The organism is Pseudomonas sp. TH49 (genome assembly GCF_016650625.1).
GTDB classification, from domain to species: domain Bacteria; phylum Pseudomonadota; class Gammaproteobacteria; order Pseudomonadales; family Pseudomonadaceae; genus Aquipseudomonas; species Aquipseudomonas fluorescens_H.
Genome location: NZ_JAEKFL010000001.1, coordinates 2,696,392 through 2,715,096, shown reverse-complemented (window position 1 = coordinate 2,715,096; position 18,705 = coordinate 2,696,392). Strand labels below are relative to the sequence as shown.

At 60.9% G+C, this 18,705-nt stretch carries 19 protein-coding genes, 1 pseudogene and 1 riboswitch; of the genes and pseudogenes, 10 read left to right on the top strand and 10 right to left on the bottom strand.

Annotated features, from left to right (window positions below; translation table 11 throughout):
- Positions 1–286 precede the first annotated feature (286 nt).
- Together JFU48_RS12410 and JFU48_RS12405 are read right to left on the bottom strand one after the other, a co-directional pair.
- On the bottom strand, positions 287–1,969 hold the full coding sequence (locus tag JFU48_RS12410; protein WP_003228080.1) for a fatty acid--CoA ligase: 1,683 nt from the start codon (positions 1,967–1,969) through the stop codon (positions 287–289).
- Between the two features lie 146 nt (positions 1,970–2,115).
- Entirely contained in the window at positions 2,116–3,300 is a 1,185-nt protein-coding gene (locus tag JFU48_RS12405; protein WP_201136619.1) for an MFS transporter, read from the bottom strand.
- A gap of 99 nt (positions 3,301–3,399) precedes the next feature.
- Between JFU48_RS12405 and JFU48_RS12400 the strand changes: the two genes are divergently transcribed.
- Entirely contained in the window at positions 3,400–4,164 is a 765-nt protein-coding gene (locus JFU48_RS12400; protein ID WP_201136618.1) for an AraC family transcriptional regulator, read from the top strand.
- 117 nt (positions 4,165–4,281) lie between these two features.
- Here JFU48_RS12400 and JFU48_RS12395 read toward each other — a convergent pair whose 3' ends face one another.
- The gene (locus JFU48_RS12395; protein ID WP_003228086.1) at positions 4,282–4,911 is read right to left on the bottom strand and encodes a LysE family translocator; all 630 of its coding nucleotides are present in this window, start codon (positions 4,909–4,911) and stop codon (positions 4,282–4,284) included.
- Positions 4,912–5,184: 273 nt separating this feature from the next.
- Here JFU48_RS12395 and JFU48_RS12390 point away from each other — a divergent pair, with 273 nt between their 5' ends.
- The 3 genes from JFU48_RS12390 (at position 5,185) to JFU48_RS12380 (ending at position 8,018) form a co-directional block, all read left to right on the top strand.
- Positions 5,185–6,150 carry a 2-hydroxyacid dehydrogenase gene (locus JFU48_RS12390; protein WP_201136617.1) on the top strand — a complete coding sequence of 322 codons (966 nt, stop codon included), beginning with the start codon at positions 5,185–5,187 and terminating at the stop codon, positions 6,148–6,150.
- Between the two features lie 32 nt (positions 6,151–6,182).
- Positions 6,183–7,181: a class I SAM-dependent methyltransferase gene (locus tag JFU48_RS12385; RefSeq protein ID WP_003228088.1), complete on the top strand. Its 999-nt coding sequence runs from the start codon at positions 6,183–6,185 to the stop codon at positions 7,179–7,181.
- 39 nt (positions 7,182–7,220) lie between these two features.
- Positions 7,221–7,345, top strand: a riboswitch (yybP-ykoY riboswitch).
- A gap of 88 nt (positions 7,346–7,433) precedes the next feature.
- Positions 7,434–8,018 carry a TMEM165/GDT1 family protein gene (locus JFU48_RS12380; RefSeq protein WP_003228090.1) on the top strand — a complete coding sequence of 195 codons (585 nt, stop codon included), beginning with the start codon at positions 7,434–7,436 and terminating at the stop codon, positions 8,016–8,018.
- Between the two features lie 182 nt (positions 8,019–8,200).
- Here the strand turns inward: JFU48_RS12380 and JFU48_RS12375 are convergent, their stop codons facing one another.
- The gene (locus JFU48_RS12375) at positions 8,201–9,019 is read right to left on the bottom strand and encodes a M48 family metallopeptidase (protein ID WP_201136616.1); all 819 of its coding nucleotides are present in this window, start codon (positions 9,017–9,019) and stop codon (positions 8,201–8,203) included.
- 203 nt (positions 9,020–9,222) lie between these two features.
- Here JFU48_RS12375 and JFU48_RS30545 point away from each other — a divergent pair.
- Positions 9,223–10,569: pseudogene (locus tag JFU48_RS30545) on the top strand (HAMP domain-containing protein); the annotation flags it as partial.
- Positions 10,570–10,581: 12 nt separating this feature from the next.
- On the top strand, positions 10,582–11,424 hold the full coding sequence (locus tag JFU48_RS30540) for a methyl-accepting chemotaxis protein (RefSeq protein ID WP_400508457.1): 843 nt from the start codon (positions 10,582–10,584) through the stop codon (positions 11,422–11,424).
- Between the two features lie 105 nt (positions 11,425–11,529).
- Here JFU48_RS30540 and JFU48_RS12365 read toward each other — a convergent pair whose 3' ends face one another.
- From JFU48_RS12365 to JFU48_RS12355, 3 genes are read right to left on the bottom strand one after another with little or no spacing between them, the layout of a single operon-like run.
- On the bottom strand, positions 11,530–12,153 hold the full coding sequence (locus JFU48_RS12365) for an SOS response-associated peptidase (RefSeq protein WP_045122631.1): 624 nt from the start codon (positions 12,151–12,153) through the stop codon (positions 11,530–11,532).
- Positions 12,154–12,189: 36 nt separating this feature from the next.
- Positions 12,190–12,450: a putative signal transducing protein gene (locus tag JFU48_RS12360; protein ID WP_003228093.1), complete on the bottom strand. Its 261-nt coding sequence runs from the start codon at positions 12,448–12,450 to the stop codon at positions 12,190–12,192.
- 10 nt (positions 12,451–12,460) lie between these two features.
- Entirely contained in the window at positions 12,461–12,643 is a 183-nt protein-coding gene (locus JFU48_RS12355) for a CPXCG motif-containing cysteine-rich protein (protein ID WP_003228095.1), read from the bottom strand.
- Between the two features lie 142 nt (positions 12,644–12,785).
- On the opposite strand from JFU48_RS12355, the gene JFU48_RS12350 reads away from it, so the two are divergent.
- On the top strand, positions 12,786–13,949 hold the full coding sequence (locus JFU48_RS12350; RefSeq protein WP_003228096.1) for a 1-acyl-sn-glycerol-3-phosphate acyltransferase: 1,164 nt from the start codon (positions 12,786–12,788) through the stop codon (positions 13,947–13,949).
- 143 nt (positions 13,950–14,092) lie between these two features.
- On the opposite strand, the gene JFU48_RS12345 is transcribed toward JFU48_RS12350, so the two are convergent.
- The gene (locus JFU48_RS12345) at positions 14,093–14,371 is read right to left on the bottom strand and encodes a hypothetical protein (RefSeq protein ID WP_003228098.1); all 279 of its coding nucleotides are present in this window, start codon (positions 14,369–14,371) and stop codon (positions 14,093–14,095) included.
- Between the two features lie 194 nt (positions 14,372–14,565).
- Here JFU48_RS12345 and JFU48_RS12340 point away from each other — a divergent pair, with 194 nt between their 5' ends.
- Positions 14,566–14,772 (top strand): hypothetical protein, encoded by a 207-nt coding sequence (locus tag JFU48_RS12340; protein WP_027612213.1) that lies wholly within the window; start codon positions 14,566–14,568, stop codon positions 14,770–14,772.
- Positions 14,773–14,964: 192 nt separating this feature from the next.
- On the opposite strand, the gene JFU48_RS12335 is transcribed toward JFU48_RS12340, so the two are convergent.
- Complete coding sequence (locus JFU48_RS12335) at positions 14,965–15,549, bottom strand: YajG family lipoprotein (RefSeq protein WP_003228101.1); 585 nt, start codon at positions 15,547–15,549, stop codon at positions 14,965–14,967.
- Positions 15,550–15,754: 205 nt separating this feature from the next.
- Here JFU48_RS12335 and JFU48_RS12330 point away from each other — a divergent pair, with 205 nt between their 5' ends.
- Both JFU48_RS12330 and mqo read left to right on the top strand, forming a co-directional pair.
- Positions 15,755–15,988, top strand: a complete 234-nt coding sequence (locus JFU48_RS12330) for a hypothetical protein (protein WP_007912834.1) — start codon at positions 15,755–15,757, stop codon at positions 15,986–15,988.
- 705 nt (positions 15,989–16,693) lie between these two features.
- On the top strand, positions 16,694–18,202 hold the full coding sequence (gene mqo, locus JFU48_RS12325) for a malate dehydrogenase (quinone) (protein WP_201136614.1): 1,509 nt from the start codon (positions 16,694–16,696) through the stop codon (positions 18,200–18,202).
- 184 nt (positions 18,203–18,386) lie between these two features.
- Here mqo and JFU48_RS12320 read toward each other — a convergent pair whose 3' ends face one another.
- Complete coding sequence (locus tag JFU48_RS12320) at positions 18,387–18,674, bottom strand: PA4642 family protein (RefSeq protein ID WP_003228112.1); 288 nt, start codon at positions 18,672–18,674, stop codon at positions 18,387–18,389.
- Between the last annotated feature and the right edge of the window lie 31 nt (positions 18,675–18,705).

Genomic DNA, 18,705 nt, shown 5'->3' with positions numbered 1-18,705 from the left:
CGCCTGGAAGACCGGGAGCCAGTAGCCACCCGACGTCACTCCAAAATTGCATCGCCCCGTTTGTGCGTGTGCCCCGTTCTTAAAAATCCTTGAGCGGACTATAGCCAGCAGGTGCTACTGCTTGATCCCTCTAAAGTGTGATTTGCAGCTGCCGGCCACTCTGGAACAGTCCTTTCGCCAGTCCGACAGATGTCGGCCCGGCAAGGATGGCTGATTTTTTCGATTTCACAAGCCAAGCGCTTGCTTGGTGGGTCTGGCGCGCCGTTTTCGGCGCGCCAGCAGACGCTCAGAGCGTCGAGAGGAAGGTGCTGTTGTTGGCCTGCCATTCGGTGATGTCGAGGCGGATGCGCTTCTTGTCGAGTTTGCCGACACTGGTCTTGGGAATTTCCGTAACAAGGGCGATCTGGCTCGGAATCGCCCACTTGCTCAGGTGCCCCAGCTCCACGAATGGCTTGAGGTGTTCCTTGAGTTCGCGCGCGCCGATCTCGTGCCCTTCGCGGATCACCAGCAAAGCAAACGGCCGCTCGCCCCACTGCGGATCGGCAATCCCCACCACGGCTACTTCACGCACCGCCACATGCCGGCTGATCAGGTCTTCGAGGTCCAGCGAAGAGATCCACTCGCCGCCGGTCTTGATCACGTCCTTGATCCGGTCGCGGATGTCGATCACGCCCATGCTATCGAGCGTTGCCACATCCCCGGTGTGCAGCCAGCCACCGGCCCAGAGTTCGGCGCCCTTCTGTGGTTCGTTGAAATAGCCTTCGGTCAGCCACGGCGCGCGCAGCACCAGTTCGCCCTGAGTCTCGCCGTCGGCGGGGAGGAAGTTGCCGTCACCATCGACAATCGCCGCTTCCACCAGCGGCCCCGGCACACCGGCCTTGATCCGGTAAGTGGTGCGCTCGTCTTCGGTGCCGGCCATGAGTTCGTCGTTCAGATGCGCACACGAGACCAATGGCCCGGTCTCGGACATGCCATACGCCGCCGTGAGCTGAATGCCTCGGGCCTTGGCGGTCTCGTACAGCGTGCGATTGAGCGCACTGCCACCGATGACAATCTTCCAGCCACCGAAATCCGTGCCTTGCGCGCCTTTGGCGTTGAGCAGCATTTGCAGGATGGTCGGCACGCAGTGGGAGAACGTGACCTTCTCCTTGCGCCAAAGCTCGACGAGAAACTCCGGATCGTAACGCCCCGGGTAAACCTGTTTGAGCCCGAGCATGGTCGCCACGTACGGCAGGCCCCAGGCATGCACATGGAACATCGGAGTGATCGGCATGTACACATCGTTGGTGCCGAGCAGGCGCACGCTGTCGATTGCGCCCATGATCGTCGACACGCCCATGGTGTGCAGCACCAGTTGCCGATGGGTGAAGTACACACCTTTCGGGTTACCGGTGGTGCCAGTGGTGTAGAAGGTGGTGGCGACCGAGTTCTCGTCGAAGTCCTGGAAGTCGTAATGCGGGCTCGCAGCGGCCAGCAGTTGCTCGTACTCGCCGACCAGATTCGGCAGCTCGGCGGTCTTTTCCGGCAGATCGGTGAGCAGCAGGGTTTTCTTTACCGTGGTCAGGTGCGGCGCGATGGCCTGATACAGCCCGACGAACTCGCTGTTGACCAGCACGAAGCGATCCTCGGCGTGGTTCATGGTGTAGAGGATCTGTTCCGGAGACAGGCGCACGTTGATCGTGTGGATCACCGCGCCGATCATTGGAATGGCAAACATGCACTCGAGGTAGCGATGGCTGTCCCAGTCCATCACCGCCACGGTGTCACCCGCCTTCACCCCCGCCGCCGTCAACACATTGGCTAGCCGCGCAACCCGCTCGATCAGAGTCGGATAGCTGTAACGCAACTGGTCTCGGTAAATGATCTCGCGGGTTTTCTCGTAACGGGCGCCGGACATCAGCAGCCGTTTGATCAGCAATGGATACTGGTAGGCCCCATCGGCCGGGGGAATGACGCGAGTCTGCAACATATGAATCCCTTTTCTGGCTGCACGGTGTTGACGTAGAGAGCGTTACTCTAGAGCCGTTATACCCCAGTCAAATCAGCCGAAGGAATGATTTGCACAGCCGTACAAATGCTAGCTTTGAGCCAGCATTTGCCGGTATTCAGCCCCACTCAGGCGGCTTGTCCTACAGCCGCTTCGGAAGGTGTGCGTGGGAAAGCTACGGCAGCGAGGAAGGTCAACGCGCCAAAACCCGCCAGAATCAGGTAAAGCCCGACGAAACCATGGCGCGGCTCGACGTAGGAAATCAGCGGAATCGCCGTCGCACTGGCGCCGAACGACAGGCAGTAACGCAGGGCGAACACCCGGGATTGCCACTGCGGTGCAACGAAATTGGCGACCATCGAGTCGTTCACCGTGACCTGGCCGAACACCACGAACATGAACGCCGCTCCAAGCACGATCACCGCCCAGCCATCGACATGGGCCATGCCGTATAACAGCGGCGCCTGAAACAGCGTGAGCACCAGAAACGGCCATTTCAGACTGACCCGATGCAGCACCTGCCCGATGCTCAACTGCGCCACCGCGCCGAAGGCATACGCCAGGCTGACCACCACGCCAAGGGTTTGCGGCGAGGCGAACAGGTCATGCAAACGCTCCTGAAACAGCTTCGGATAGGTCATGGTGGTGGCGTTGAACACCACACCGCCGGTGGCCGTCGCCAGCGCCAGCACACCGAACACCATGAGCATCGAAATCTTCTGACCGGCAGCGCCTTTCAGCACGGTGTGCGGACGCTGCGGGATCGGCTCTTCACGCACCTGCAGGGCAAAACCGATACCCAGCACAATCGCCACCACGCCCGGTAACACAAAGGCCGAGCGCCAGCCGAATTGCGCCACCAGCAACCCGGTGATCAGCGCCGAAAACGCCACGCCGAGGTTGCCCCACATGCCGTTGATGCCGATTTCCCGGCCACGGTTCTGCGCGTAGGCCACCAGCATCGCGGTACCCACCGGGTGGTAGATCGCCGCGAAAATGCCGATCAGGGTCAGCCCGATCACCAGCATCGTCGGGCTGCTGCTCAACCCGGTGAAGATCGCCGAGGCGCCGATGCCGAAGAAAAACACCAGCATCATCTGCCGCCGGCTCCAGTGATCACCCAGCCAGCCGGCCGGCAGCGAACAGGCACCGAAGGCAATGAAGCCACCCAGTGACAGACCGATCAGCGCGGCGTAGTCGAGGTCGAAGGCCTGGGTCATGCCGAGCACGGCGGCGGGAAAAATCAGCATGAACATGTGATCGATCACATGGGCAGCGTTGACGTAGCGTATGACGTTTCGGGATTGATTCATGGCAGCACGCTTGTGTGTGTTGTGGGCGGATTGTTATGAGCGGCCTATGCTAAGTTGGCGAAAAAGCGCATATCTGCCATTCAGGTCATCAAACCCGACATGTTGATCAGCCATTTCGAACACGGCCCGGTGAGTGCCTATCCCCGGGATTATCTGGACGGTGCCCACCAGCCGCTGCACCTGCACCGCGAGGCGCAGTTGCTGTATGCCGTCAGAGGGATCATGCGGGTGGTCACCGATCTTGGTGCCTGGGTGATTCCGCCGAGCCGCGCGGTGTGGATTCCGCCGCAGGTCGCACACGAGATTTTCATGTCCGGCGATGTGCAGATGCGCTCGCTGTTCATCGCCCCCGAACTGTCACCGGCCAGCCTGCGACAGTGCTGCGTGCTGGCGGTGACGCCGCTGTTGCGCGAGTTGATCCTGCGCGCCGTGCAGGGCCCGCCGCATGCGGACAATCCATTGATCCAGCAGTTGATGCTGGAAGAACTGGCCGGCCTGGAAAACCTGCCGCTGCACATTCCGATGCCCACTGACCGGCGCCTGCAAAACATCTGCCTGGCCTTGCTGCACACCCCCGATCACCCCAACACCCTGGAAGACTGGGCGCAGCAGGTCGGCGCCAGCTCGCGCACCCTGGCGCGGCTGTTCCAGCGACAACTGAAGATGAGTTTCAACGCCTGGCGCCAGCAACTGCGCCTGATGGAAGCCCTGCCGCGCCTGCTCGCCGGGGACAGCGTACAAAGCGTGGCACGGGACTTGGGCTACGGCAGCGCGCGGGCGTTCAGCGCGATGTTTCGCCGTTTGCTTGGGGAGAATCCCCGGCAGTACCTGAACACCCTGAGCAAACTCAGCGAGCTTGTGTAAGACCCTGTGGGAGCGAGCTTGCTCGCGAAAGCGGTCTTTCAGCCACCAATAATGTCGACTGACCCAACGCCTTCGCGAGCAGGCTCGCTCCCACAGGATTAAGTCGCGGTTCTGAGATCAATGCATCTCGGTGAAGGCGAGTTTCACGCCGATCGCGATCAGCACTGCGCCCATGGTGCGGTCGAACCAGTGGCCCATGCGGGCGAAACCGGCGCGCACGCGCTGCTGGCTGAACAGCATCGCCACCAGGCAAAACCAGACAGCCGTCGCGACCGCCAGATAAACCCCGTAACCGGCCTGCACCGCCAGCGGCGTGTGCGGGTTGATCACCACGGTGAACAGGGAGAGGAAGAACAGCGTGGCTTTCGGGTTCAGGCCATTGGTGACGAAGCCCGAAGTGAAGGCGCCGCGAGCGGTGCGCACGCCGGCTTCCTTGTGCAAGTCATCGGTGACGGTTTTCGCCGGCTGCGCGCGCAAAGCCTTGAAGCCGATGTACAGCAGGTACGCCGCTGCAGCCCATTTCAAGGCGTTGAACAGCACGATCGACTGCGACACGATCAGGCCGATGCCCAGCAGCGAATAGCCCACGTGCAGGAAAATCGCCGTGCCCACACCCAGCGCGGTCCAGGTGCCGGCGCGACGCCCATGGGTCACGCTCTCGCGCACCACCACGGCAAAGTCCGGGCCGGGGCTGGCCACGGCCAACAGGTGGATCAGTGCAACGGTCAAGAACTCGGTCCAGTACATGGGGGCTCCTCTTTAATGAGTAAAAACAATTCATCAACTGGCTCAAACCCTGTGGCGAGGGAGCTTGCTCCCGCTCGGCTGCGCAGCAGTCGTAAAACCTGAAACAACGGTGTGCCTGACACAGTACGGTGAATGGGTTTGGGTCTGCTTCGCAGCCCAGCGGGAGCAAGCTCCCTCGCCACAGGGTATTGCGGGCGCTGTGCGTAACCAATTGTTTCATCTGGTAGGCTCGGCAGATTACGCCTTCCGTTCCAAGCACAAAAGGTACAGTTGATGACGAACCCGCGCCGCGCAGTATTCCTCGATCACCCGTCACTGGATCTCGGCGATCTCGACCTCAGCCCCCTGCGCGCCTGCTTCAGCGATCTGCAACTGTTCGCTCAGACCTTGCCTGAACAGGTCAGCGAGCGCCTGCACGGTGCCAGCGTGGCGATCACCAACAAGATCCGCATCGACGCCGCCGCGATGGCCGCCAACCCGGATCTGCAACTGATCCTGATCACCGCCACCGGCACCAACAACGTCGATCTGGACGCGGCCCGCGCCCATGGCATCACCGTGTGCAACTGTCAGGGTTACGGCACGCCGTCGGTGGCGCAGCACACGATCATGTTGCTGCTCAACCTCGCCACCCGCCTGGCGGATTATCAGAAAGCCGTCGGCGAGGGTCGCTGGCAGCAGGCCAGACAGTTCTGCCTGCTCGACTACCCGATTGTCGAACTGCAAGGCAAAACCCTCGGTCTGCTCGGTCACGGTGAACTCGGCGGTGCGGTCGCGCGCCTGGCCGAAGCATTCGGCATGCGTGTATTGCTCGGACAGATTCCGGGCCGGCCGGCGCGCCCGGATCGTCTGCCACTGGCCGAACTGCTGCCGCAGATCGACGCCCTGACCCTGCACTGCCCGCTCAACGAACACACCCGGCACTTCATCGGCGCCCGCGAGCTGGCGTCGATGAAACCCGGCGCGTTTGTGGTCAACACTGCGCGCGGCGGATTGATCGATGAACAGGCCCTGGCGGACGCCTTGCGCAACGGTCACCTCGGCGGCGCGGCTACCGATGTGTTGAGTGTCGAACCGCCGGTCAACGGCAATCCGCTACTTGCGGCCGATATTCCGCGGCTGATCGTCACCCCGCACAACGCCTGGGGCAGTCGCGAAGCGCGGCAGCGTATCGTCGGCCAATTGACCGAAAACGCTCAGGCGTTCTTCTGCGGTACAGCGCTGCGGGTCGTCAGTTGATAAACTGCGGCACTTTTTTTCAAGGAGCAGTTATGGATCCGCGCAGTGAAGTACTGCTTCGTCAGGCCGAATTATTCCAGGGTTCGCTGTTGCTGGCCGGTTTGCCTGCCGACGATTTGCTCGGACGCCTACCCAATGCGTTCGGCTGGTGCTGGCATGCCGGCGATCAAGCGGCACTCGATGCGCGCTTCGAAGGTCGCAGCCATTTCGGTGTGAATGTGCCGGAGCGCGAATTCGACAGCGCCGTGGTGTTTCTGCCCAAGTCCAAGGATCTGACCGATTACATCCTCAATGCCGTGGCCGCACGTCTGCCCGGGCGCGAGGTGTTTCTGGTCGGGGAAAAACGCAGCGGTATCGAGGGTGCGTCCAAGCAGCTCAACCCGTTCGGCAAGCCGCGCAAACTCGACAGCGCCCGTCACTGCCAACTGTGGCAAGTCACCGTGGCCAATGCACCCGAAGCCAAATCGCTGGAAAGCCTGGCGCAGACTTATGAGCTGCCACTGGCCGAAGGCCCGTTGAAAGTCATCAGTCTGCCGGGCGTGTTCAGCCATGGTCGACTGGACCGCGGCAGCGCCCTGCTGCTGGAGCATCTGGACAAATTGCCGAGCGGTCACCTGCTGGACTTCGGTTGCGGCGCCGGGGTGTTGGGCGCGGCGGTCAAACGGCGTTACCCGCACAATCAGGTGACCCTGCTCGACGTCGATGCCTTCGCCGCCGCCAGCAGTCGCCTGACATTGGCGGCCAACGGTCTGGAAGCCGAGGTGCTGACCGGTGACGGCATCGACGCTGCACCGATGGGTTTGAACGCGATTCTGAGCAATCCGCCGTTCCATGTCGGCGTGCACACCGATTATTTCGCTACCGAGAACTTGCTGCGAAAAGCGGCCAAACATCTGAAAAACGGTGGCGAACTGCGCCTGGTTGCGAACAGCTTCCTGAAGTATCAGCCACTGATCGAAGAGCATCTGGGCGTGTGTGCGATCAAGGCCGAAGGCAATGGTTTCCGGATTTACCGGGCCAAGCGCGGCTGAAAATTAGCACTTGCCGAATGGATTCTGCCTAGGCAGAATCCGCTCCGTCCTAGGGGAGTAGTCTCCCACGAGCGCCAAGCTCGTCCGGCATACGTCAACATACTTGATCCTCAGATCATGGCGTATGCGACCCAAGCGTCCGCACCAGACGGATCGCAGGGTTTGACAAGACCTATGACACGCACACCTTACCCGGGGCGGGAAGGCTGTACGTGTCATAGCCGTGTCGACCCGCCCCTTAGGAAAATCCTGATGCTGGACTCGTTACTCGTTCCCACCGCAATCGTTGCCTTGGCCGAAATCGGCGACAAGACGCAACTGCTCGCGCTGATTCTCGCCGCTCGCTTTCGCAAACCCTGGCCGATCATTGCCGGTATTGTCGCTGCGACCCTGGCCAACCACGCAGCAGCCGGTGCGGTAGGCGCCTGGTTCGGCAGCTTCTTCTCAGACTCGGTCCTACACTGGATTCTCGCCGCGAGCTTCACCGCCACTGCGCTGTGGACGTTGGTCCCGGACAAGATGGACGACGATGAAGCCAGCACCGCACGCAAGTTCGGTCCCTTCCTGACCACGCTGATCGCGTTCTTCCTTGCGGAAATCGGTGACAAGACGCAGATCGCCACCGTGATGCTGGCGGCGCAATATCCGGAGCTGTGGCTGGTGATCATCGGCACCACGGCGGGCATGCTGATTGCCAACGTGCCGGTGGTATTGGCGGGTAATTTTGCTGCGGAGAAACTGCCGCTGACCCTGATCCGTCGCCTGGCCGCTTCGGCGTTCTTCATTCTGGCGATCGTTGCGGTGTACAAGGCGATGCAGAGCAGTGGCTGGATTTAACCCCTGAGCCTTTCACATCATTGTGGCGAGGGAGCTTGCTCCCGCTGGGCTGCGAAGCAGCCCTGATACTGCCAATGCGATCAAACATGAACACCGCATTGGCAGGGTTTGCGACGGCTGCGCCGCCGAGCGGGAGCAAGCTCCCTCGCCACAAAATCAAGTTCGCCTTGCCTTGGTGCTGATCAGGACTTCGGCGCTTTTTCGTACAGCGGCATGACTTTTGGAATCGCCGCCTGCAGCGAGGCGATCCGGCTGGACGAGGCCGGGTGGGTGCTCATGAATTCCGGCGGTGCGCCTTCCGAAGCCTTGCTCATCTTGTTCCACAAGGTGATCGCCGCATTCGGGTTGTAGCCGGCGCGGGCGGCCAGCTCCAGACCGATCAGGTCGGCTTCGTTTTCGTTGCCGCGGCTGTTGGGCAAGGTCATGCCGTATTTGGCCACGGCGTCGGCCAGCGCCAGGCTGTCCTGACCCAGACCGAACAACGCACCGGCACCCTGCTTGGCCATCTGAATCGCGTAGGCCTTGGACATCGCTTCACGTCCGTGCTCGCGCAGGGCGTGGGCGATTTCATGGCCCATGACTGCGGCGATTTCATCGTCGGTCAGCTTCAGGCTGTCGATCAGCCCGGTGTAGACAATGATCTTGCCGCCAGGGCCGCAGTTGGCGTTGAGCTCATCACTCTTGATCAGGTTGACCTCCCACTGCCATTGCGCGGCGTCGGGGCGGAAGGTCGGCGCCTGGGCAATCAGCCGGTTGGCAATCGCCTGAACCCGCTTGGCCTCAGGGCTGGTCTTGTCCAAAACACCTTTGCTCGACGCTTCGCCAACAGTCTTCTGATAGGACTGGGCATACATCTGGTCGACCTCTTGCGAGGACAGCAGGCTGGACATGTACTGCGTGCGCTCTACGCCCACCGCGCCGCCGCTGGTGGTGTTGACCGACTGACAACCTGCCAGCAACAGCGCTGCGCTCAGTGCACTTACAACCAATGTCTTGTTCATTCAAAAGCTCCCTGAAAACATGCCGCGTATCGTAGGGGGTCAATTGTATCGACGCCAGATACAACAGACGCGTTGCATGCACTTTCAGAAATTGGCCGCTGCCCCTGTAGGAAAAAATTCACACGCCTGCGCAAGTCCTGCACAGCTGCGCCGCACACTGATCCATTTGCGACATCTGCCGCGCATTGCTTCGCACCGCCCTCATGGCGCAATGCCTGCTGCCGATACAACAGCGCAGACGTCCTCTTGCGTGCGGAGCTCCCATGAAGTTCAAGTCTATCCAGTTTTCCGTCGCCGCCCTGGCCGGCGCCATCGTGCTCAGTGTGGTCGCCGCGCTGGTGCTGTACGCGCTGTTTTCCGGTGCCCGCACGCAAGACATGGTGCAACAGCGCACCCAGGCGCAGTTCGAACAAGTCATCGAACAACGCCTGACCTCGCTGGCGCAGACTCAGGTCAGCCAGATCCAGCGCGAACTCGAAGCGCCACTGCTGATTGCCGGCGGACTGGTGCGGGTCAACGCGCTGCTCGGCACGCCGGGCGCCGACGGCCAGCCGCGACTGACCATCAGCCGCGAGCAACTGATCAGCCTGATCAAGGAGAACGTCGAGCAGAATCCGAAGATTCTCGGCACCTACATCGGCTGGGAAAAAAACGCACTGGACCACAATGACGCGGCCTACGTCGGCACCCGCGTGGTCGGTATCGACGCGGCCAACGGGCGCTTCCTGCCCTGGTGGTTCCGCAATGACGACGGCACCCTGGGCCTGGACAAACTGGCGGACGTCGACGACCAGAAAGTCCTGTCCACTGGCGTACGGGCCAGCGAGTACTACCTGTGCTCGAAAGAGAGCAAGAAATCCTGCGTGATCGATCCGGCGCCGTACAAGGTCGGCGACAAGATCGTGATGCTCGCCTCCTTTATTGAACCGATCATGCTCAACGGCGCGTTCCAGGGCATTGTCGGCGCCGACCTGTCGGTGAACTTCATCCAGGAAATGCTCCTCGGGGCCAACCAGAAACTGTACAGCGGCGCCGGGCAAATGGCCCTGATCGGCGGCAACGGCCGGATCGTCGCCTACACCAAGGACCCGAGCAAATTCGGCGAGAAAGTCAGCGACATCCTCGACGCCGAGCAGATCGCCAACATGGTCAACCTCAAGCGCGGCGAAGTCACCTACTCGGTGAACAAAGACAAGGGCCGCATCGAACTGTACCTGCCGTTCGGCATCGGCCAGACCGACGCGCGCTGGACACTGATGCTGCAACTGCCGTTGAACGCGGTGATGGCGGATCTGCAAAAACTCCAGGCCGATCTCGATGCACAGCGCAAGTCAGACACCTTTGGCATGGCCATGGTCGGCCTGATCATTGCCGCCATCGGCCTGCTGGTGATCTGGCTGGTGGGTCACGGCATCGCCCGACCACTGAAGCAGATGGTCGCCATGCTCGATGACATTGCCAAAGGTGAAGGCGATCTGACTCGTCGCTTGAGCAGTGATCGCAGTGATGAACTGGGCTCGATTGCCAAGGGCTTCAACACCTTCCTCGCCAAGTTGCAGGCGATGATCACGCAGGTGGTGACGTCGGTGCAGAGCGTCAGCGATTCCTCCGAGCACACTGCCGACATCGCGATCCGCACCAACATCGGCATTCAGAAACAAATGGCCGAGATCGATCAGGTCGCCACCGCGGTGCAGGAAATGACCGCCACTGCGCAGGACGTGGCGCGCAACGCTACCCAAGCGGCTCAGGCAGCGAGCCATGCGGATCAGGCCGCCGGTCAGGGCATGCAGATCGTCCGTGATACGTCGAACTCGATTGGTGCGCTGGCGCTGGAAATCGGCAAAGCGGTGGACGTGGTGCAGACGCTGGCCAAGGACAGCGAGAACATCAACGCGATCCTCACCGCGATTCGCGGGATCGCCGAGCAGACCAACCTGCTGGCGCTGAACGCGGCGATCGAAGCGGCGCGGGCCGGCGAGCAGGGTCGCGGCTTTGCCGTGGTCGCGGACGAGGTGCGCAATCTGGCGCAGAAGACCCAGAAGGCCACCGAAGAAATCCAGACCATGATTCAGCAACTGCAACAGGGCACCCGCGATGTGGTGCGGGTCATGGAGGACAGCCAGAACCGCACCGACGAAAGCGTGCAGCACGCGGCGAAAGCGGCCGAGGCGCTGGAGACGATTACTCAGGCGGTGTCGGTAATCAATGACATGAATACGCAGATTGCCAGTGCGGCGGAAGAGCAGAGCGCGGTGGCCGATGACATCAATCGCAACGTGATCAATATCGGTCAGGTGGCGAATGAAGTGGCGGGCGGCGCGGATGAGTCGAGTTCGGCGAGTGCCGGCCTGACTAAATTGGCGGAGCAGCAGCGGCGGTTGATCAATCAGTTCAAGGTCTGATCCAAAGGCCCCTTCGCGAGCAAGCCCGCTCCCACAGTAATTTTGCGGCGTTCACAAAACCTGTGGGAGCGGGCTTGCTCGCGAAGAGGGCGGCACAGCATCAACTCAACCCGGAGTCAGGCACTCCGGCCCATTGAGCTTCGGATCATTGATCAGATTCGCCAACACCCGCTCGCGCAACGCTGCGGGCTCACTGGCGAGCAGGCCCTGCAGCACATGCAGCGGCGTCGCAGGATCGAGCCATGCCGCCTGCCCCGCCTCATCGAGAATCAAAGGTCGGCGCTGACTGGCCGCCGGCTGAGTGATGACCGCGGTGCTCAGCCACACCTGCTCCTGCACCGGATACGCCTCCCAGATCGCCGCGAAAAACAGCGACGAGCCCTCCCCCGGCGTCAGCCAGTACGGGCGCTTGCGCAGATTGCCGCGCCATTCGTAGAAACCGTTGGCCGGCAACAGACAACGACGCAGGCGCAGCGCCTCGCGGAACATTGGTTGCTCGGCGACGGTTTCGGCCCGGGCATGCGCCGGGGTACGCGACAGATCGGTCAGCCACGGCGGCGTCAGGCCCCAACGGGCGCGGGCCAGCGTGCGTTGGCCGTCAGCCTCGGCACGCAGCATCAACACCGAATCATTGGGGGAAATGTTCCACTGCGCCTGCTGATCGGCGGGAAATCCGGGCAGGGCCGCGAAATCGCGGTTCCAGCGAAACAGGGCATAACGTCCACACATGGCGCAACACGACTCAAAAATAAAACGAACGTCAGCCTAACAGACCAGCGTCCCGGGGAAGCTCTCCGGTTCATCGCCGGGCAGCGGCAGCGCGGCATTGTACGCGGTGATCAGTTCGCGGGCGTATTCGGCCTGGTCGTTTTCGACCGACAGGCCGAGCAGGCCGAAAATCGGCAATTCCCCGGTGCCGCCCAGCAGATCCCGGCCCACCAGGTGCGCCTCGATGCCCTCACTGGCAAGCATGCCCTTGAGCATCTCGCCTTCCATCAGGTTTTCCGGCTCGTAGATTCGCTGCATGGGCGCCCCCTCACTCGTCTTCTCTGAAAACTTCCAGAAACCAATCTTCGCCATGCACCTGCAAGACAAACGTGATCGGTCGACAACACACCTGACAGTCCTCGATGTAGGTCTGATCGCCGCCGGACAAGTCCACCGTCGTCTCGACCTCTTCACCACAATACGGACATTCATACAGTGCGCTTTCCAGCATCGCGGTCTCCCAGGTGACTTGTGCGTATAATCGCCGGTCTATTTGCAGGGCTATTTTTGTCTGGCTACCTTTTCAGACCGTGCCCCGCTGGTTTTCGATCAAAACCTTTACTTACCCTAGCCGTTTCCAACAAGAGAGCATGATGGGCGAATTCGATGCCATCCGACCTTACGACGACAGCGAAGTACCTGCGGTACTGGCAAGACTGCTCGGCGACAAGGCGTTTCTAGATATCCTCACCCACTTCCGCTTCCCGCGTTTTGCCGGTGCCTTCGGCTGGATGCTCAAACCACTTATAGCCCATCGGCTGCGTCGTGAGTTTGCCGACGTGACCTCCGTGGCCACTTTGCAGGACAAAGTCGAGTTTTACGTCGACCACACCATCGAGCGCGCCACTGATGGCGTGACCTACACCGGTGTCGAGCAATTCAAGTCCGGCAGCGCCTACCTGTTTATCGCCAACCACCGCGACATCGTGATGGACCCGGCCTTCGTCAACTATGCCGTGTACCACGCCGGCCTGCCGACCCCGCGCATCGCGATCGGCGACAACCTGCTGCAAAAGCCTTTTGTCAGCGACCTGATGCGCCTGAACAAGAGCTTTATCGTGCACCGCTCGATCACCGGGCGTCGCGAGAAGATGGCGGCGTATCAGTTGCTGTCGGCGTACATCAACCACTCGATCCGCAACGATTGTGCGTCGATCTGGATCGCTCAGGCCGAGGGCCGGGCGAAGGATGGTGACGACCGCACCGAGTCGGCGATCCTCAAGATGTTCCACATGAGCCGCAAGGACGAGCCGTTCGGCGAAGTGATTCAGTCGCTGAACCTGACACCGGTGTCGATCAGCTACGAATACGACCCGTGCGATCAGGCCAAGGCCCGCGAGTTGTACATCCGCGCCACCACCGGCACCTACACCAAGGCACCGGGCGAGGATGACGTGAGCATCGCCAAGGGCATCACTGGCTACAAGGGCCGGGTGCACGTGAACTTCGCCGCGCCGATCACCGAGCTGTTCGAAGACACCAAGCAATTGGCGGTCGAGATGGACAAGCAGATTCTCGGCGGTTATCGCCTGTTCCCGGTGCATTACCTGGCGTATGCGATGTGGGCCGATGCCGATCCGCAACTGAACGTGCCGAAGGCCGCCGAGGTGTTCCCGGCCGATGAGCTGGCCAAGGCACAGGAAGAATGGCAGCGCCGGCTGGACGCCTGCCCCGAGGAGCACCGTCCGTATCTGGTGCTGCAATATGCGACACCGGTGCGTAATCAGTACCGGGTGAAGGCTGGGTTGCCGTTGTAAGCACGCATAGCGGAGCCCCTGTGGTGAGGGGATTTATCCCCGATGGGTCGCGAAGCGGCCCCAGGATTCTGCCTGAATAATCATGGGTCTGCTGCGCAGGCCATCGGGGATAAATCCCCTCGCCACAAGGTTTTGCATTCGCTTCAGAAGCGGGTACTGATCCAGGAAACGATCAGGGCCAGGCCGAGGCAGGCAAAACCGAAGCGGTAGAAAAAGCGGTTCATGCGCAGCGTTGCCCAATCCAGAATCGGTTCGGCATTCGGTTGAGCCTGGCGTTGAGCGGCGATGCTGGCCAGAGCGCGTTGTTCACGACGGCGGGTCGCGTGCAGCAGCCAACTGCCTGGAAAGGCCAGTGCCAGTGCCAGCAGGTTGATCAATTTGGCGGGATGGGCGGTAAACAGCGTCATCAAGTGCAGCGACATCACAGACCTCGGAACTGAATCGGTGTGGCAGGCGCCAGATCGACGACCGCGGCGCGGATTCTACCGAAACACGCCTCCACTACCCTACCCTTTGCGACAAATAATCTGACAATCGACCGATGGCTGCCCTGTGTCACGGCATCGTCATTTACATCGGCCACCATGCGCGCCTCGAAACACACATGGAACGCGACATGCTTCACGCCGAAAACCAGGATCGCCTGTACCTCATCACCCCGACCGACGAACAACAGAGCCTCGTCGGCAGTCTTGCCTTCAATGTTCAGGATCGCCACTGGCTGGTGTATTGCGCCCTCGGCGGGCATCAGCACGCGGACTTGCCGGAGACTGATCTGCTGACCGGCGTGAGCGTGCTCGACTTCTACTCCCAGGCTGCCTGACACACGCCTGTCCCTGTGGGAGGGGGCTTGCTCCCGAAGACTGAGTGTCAGTCGACTTCTGAGTTGACTGATCCACCGCTTTCGGGAGCAAGCCCCCTCCCACAGTTGTATGAGTATTCAGATAAATTGTGTGGCCACAAAAAAGCCCGGCGCCATCACTGGCGTCGGGCTTCTGCACATCTGCCGAACAGCTTACTCGGCGAGGATCTGACCTACGGTCGGGTCCTTGAACAGACGGGTCAAGGCATCGCTCAACACGTCGCTGACCAGCTTGGTGTTGGTTTCCTGGTTCGGCGCCATGCCGAAGCGCTGGTCCAGCGAAGCACCGTAGCGGCCGCTGTAGCGACGGTTGCCGCTCTGCACATCGGAGCGGAAGGTCGCGCCGATGGTGGCTTCGGTCACGTACATGCCTTCTTTCGGCGACTGGTACTTCAGCTCGGTCAGGGTCACGGTCAGTTGCGGCGCGTTCATCCCGTTGCTGGTCGGGGTGAAGCCGAGCAGACGCACCGCGGCTTCAGCCTGCGCCTGCAGCTTCGGCAGGATCTGCTCACGCTGCACGGTGATGGCGCTGGTTTCCGGGTACAGGCCGCCACGGGTGCCGAGGGTTGGCGACGGACGACCGTCAACCACGCGCACCACCACTTGCTGGCCATGGCCGACCGGGGCCAACTGCGTGGTCAGCTTGGGTTCCGGGCTCAGTTGTTGCGGGCTGTGGGCGCAGCCAACCAGGGTCAAACTGGTCACAGTGATCAAACCGAACAACAGGCGTTGCAACATGCTCTTTTCTCCAGAATCAGGCACAAACAGGCCGGCAGTATAGCGGTGGGCCACTGCGGGTAACCAGCACTCGACAGTGAATACTCGAATGTCTGACCCGCCCATGGGAATGCGGTTCCTGTCACAGATTATTCACCGCCCATACACCTTGGCGTCACGGCCACTTGGCAAGCTTCAAACCAGTCCTCCAACAAGGTACCTGGCCATGCGTTATCTGATCTCGTTGTTCGCTCCACGTCCGCTGCACCGCAGCTTTGCCCTGCTCGACCGCAACGGTCATTGCCAAGCATTCAAGCAGTGCAGCCTGCAACCGATGGGTGATGGCTGGGTGGAAATCGAAGAAATCCGTCTCAACTGGTTGCACCAGCCACTGCCCGCCAGCGCCCGCGTCATAGCGTCGCAGCCCCGCGCACGCGTGCAAGCGATGTTGAGCATCTGACCGGATGCCTAATAAAAGTCATTAAACACGAGCAACTGCCCGCATTTCTTCGATACAATCTCCCCCCGATTATAAGGACGTCTCCTGATCGGGCCCCGCAACACCGGCAATGCCCAGCATTAGCCATCAAAATCGCCCACAGAGAGCCGCCCAAACAGATCGAGTGAAGTTGGCGCGCTTGCCTGTTCTTCCGGCAAAACCCCGCTTTTCGCGAATCTGCAGAGCTGTCATACGCTCGGCCACCGCGTTGTTTTGCCTTTGCGGGCACGGTGCCAGGCCTGGACAGCCCTTTTTGAGGTTCACGTCTTCAAAAGAGCGTGAAAAAAACGGGTTTTCACAACTTCACAAGAGTGTGGCGAGCAAATGAATAGTTTTGCGTCTGAACATGCACCATTAGCGTCTGAAACAGCCCAACGACACAGGACCGGGGATACCTCGAACATCGGAGCCTGAAGCCTGTCCGCTACGGATTTGGTTGCACAAAACGGATGTCTCGACCATAAGTCGAATTGCCAGCCGCGTGCTGAAATGAGTTCATGCAACTCTTGAAGCCAGGCCGCATGCATCCGTCGAAGTTGCGAAAAATTGCGAAGATTCGGACATGACGAACCTGACCATGGGTATCCGGGGCGCAACTGACCTGCCCCGTCACTCCCTGGCAGCCATGCCGACAATTTGGTGCTGCAGATTTTGGAGACGCGTTAAATGGCGCATAACGAAGCAGTCGACGTAGTTCTGGTTGGGGCCGGCATCATGAGTGCCACCCTGGCAGTACTGCTCAAAGAGCTCGACCCGGCGATCAAGCTGGAAGTCGTCGAGTTGATGGATTCCGGTGCTGCGGAGAGTTCCAACCCGTGGAACAACGCCGGTACCGGCCACGCCGGCCTGTGCGAGCTGAACTACACGCCGCAGGCAGCCGACGGCAGCGTCGACATCAAGAAAGCCGTGCACATCAACACCCAGTTCGAAGTGTCCAAGCAGTTCTGGTCGTACCTGACCAAGAAAGGCACCTTCGGCTCGTGCAAATCTTTCATCAGCCCGGTGCCGCACCTGAGCTTCGTTCAGGGTGAAAAAGGCGTGTCGTTCCTCAAGGAACGCTTCAACGTGCTGCACAAGCACCACGCCTTCGCCGACATGGAATACACCGAAGACAAGGCCAAGATGGCCGAGTGGATGCCGCTGATGATGCCGGGCCGCTCGCCGGATGAAGTGCTGGCCGCCACCCGCGTGATGAATGGCACCGACGTCAACTTCGGCGCCCTGACCAATCAGTTGCTCAAGCACCTGACCAGCGCACCGGACACCCAGGTCAAATACTGCAAGCGCGTGACCGGCCTCAAGCGCAACGGCGCCGGCTGGACCGTCAGCATCAAGGACGTCAACAGCGGCAGCAGCCGTGAAGTCGACGCCAAATTCGTCTTCCTCGGCGCCGGTGGCGCGGCCCTGCCGCTGCTGCAGGCTTCGGGCATCGAAGAAAGCAAAGGCTTCGGCGGCTTCCCGATCAGCGGGCAGTGGCTGCGTTGCGATAACCCGGAAGTGGTCAAGCACCACCAGGCCAAGGTCTACAGCCAGGCCGCGGTCGGTTCGCCACCAATGTCGGTGCCGCACCTGGACACCCGCGTGGTCGACGGCAAGAAATCCCTGCTGTTCGGGCCATACGCCGGCTTCACCACCAAGTTCCTCAAGCACGGCTCCTTCATGGACCTGCCGCTGTCGGTTCGCGCCAGCAACATCGGGCCGATGCTGGCAGTGGCGAAAAACAACATGGACCTGACCAAGTACCTGGTCAGCGAAGTGATGCAATCGATGGAGCAGCGCCTGGATTCCCTGCGCCGCTTCTACCCGGAGGCGAAAGCCGAAGACTGGCGCCTGGAAGTGGCCGGCCAACGGGTACAGATCATCAAGAAAGACCCGAAAAAGGGCGGGATCCTGCAATTCGGTACCGAACTGGTCGCCGCGAAAGACGGCTCCCTCGCCGCCCTGCTCGGCGCTTCGCCAGGGGCTTCGGTGACCGTTTCGATCATGCTCGAGCTGATCGAGAAATGCTTCCCGGCCAAGGCCAAGGGTGAGTGGGCGGCCAAACTGGCGGAGATCTTCCCGGCCCGCGAAAAGGTTCTGGAAACCGATGCTGCGCTGTATCGCAAGATCAACACGCAGAACAACATCGCTTTGGAACTGGTTGAAGAAAGCAGCGAGACCCCAAGCTTCGCTTGATCTTGCGGCATAAAAACGCCCCGTACTCAGTGAGTGCGGGGCGTTTTTTTATGGGCAGGACTTAGTTGAACCACCGACCACTGTGGCGAGAGAGCTTGCTCCCGCTTGAGTGCGCAGCGCTCACAAGATCTTGGGGCCGCTGCGCAGCCCAGCGGGAGCAAGCTCCCTCGCCACAGGGATGGTGTTAGGCGCGGGCTTTTTCGATCAGTTCGATGTAGTCCGGGGCGTTGCGCTGATCGGCGATCAGCTCAACGAAGGTCTTGCCGTGCTCATCCTTGCCATCGACGTCGTAGCCAGCGGCAACGAAGAAGGTCAGAAAGCGTTCGAAATCGTCGATGCGCAGGCCGCGATAGGCCTTGACCAGTTTGTGCAGCGACGGCGAAGTGGCGTCGACCGGTTCAAAATCGAGGAACAGCTTGATCTGCTCATCGCCGATCTCGTCACCAATCACCTGTTTCTTATCTTTACGCATTGCCGACTCCAGCTCGCAGACATTACACGGG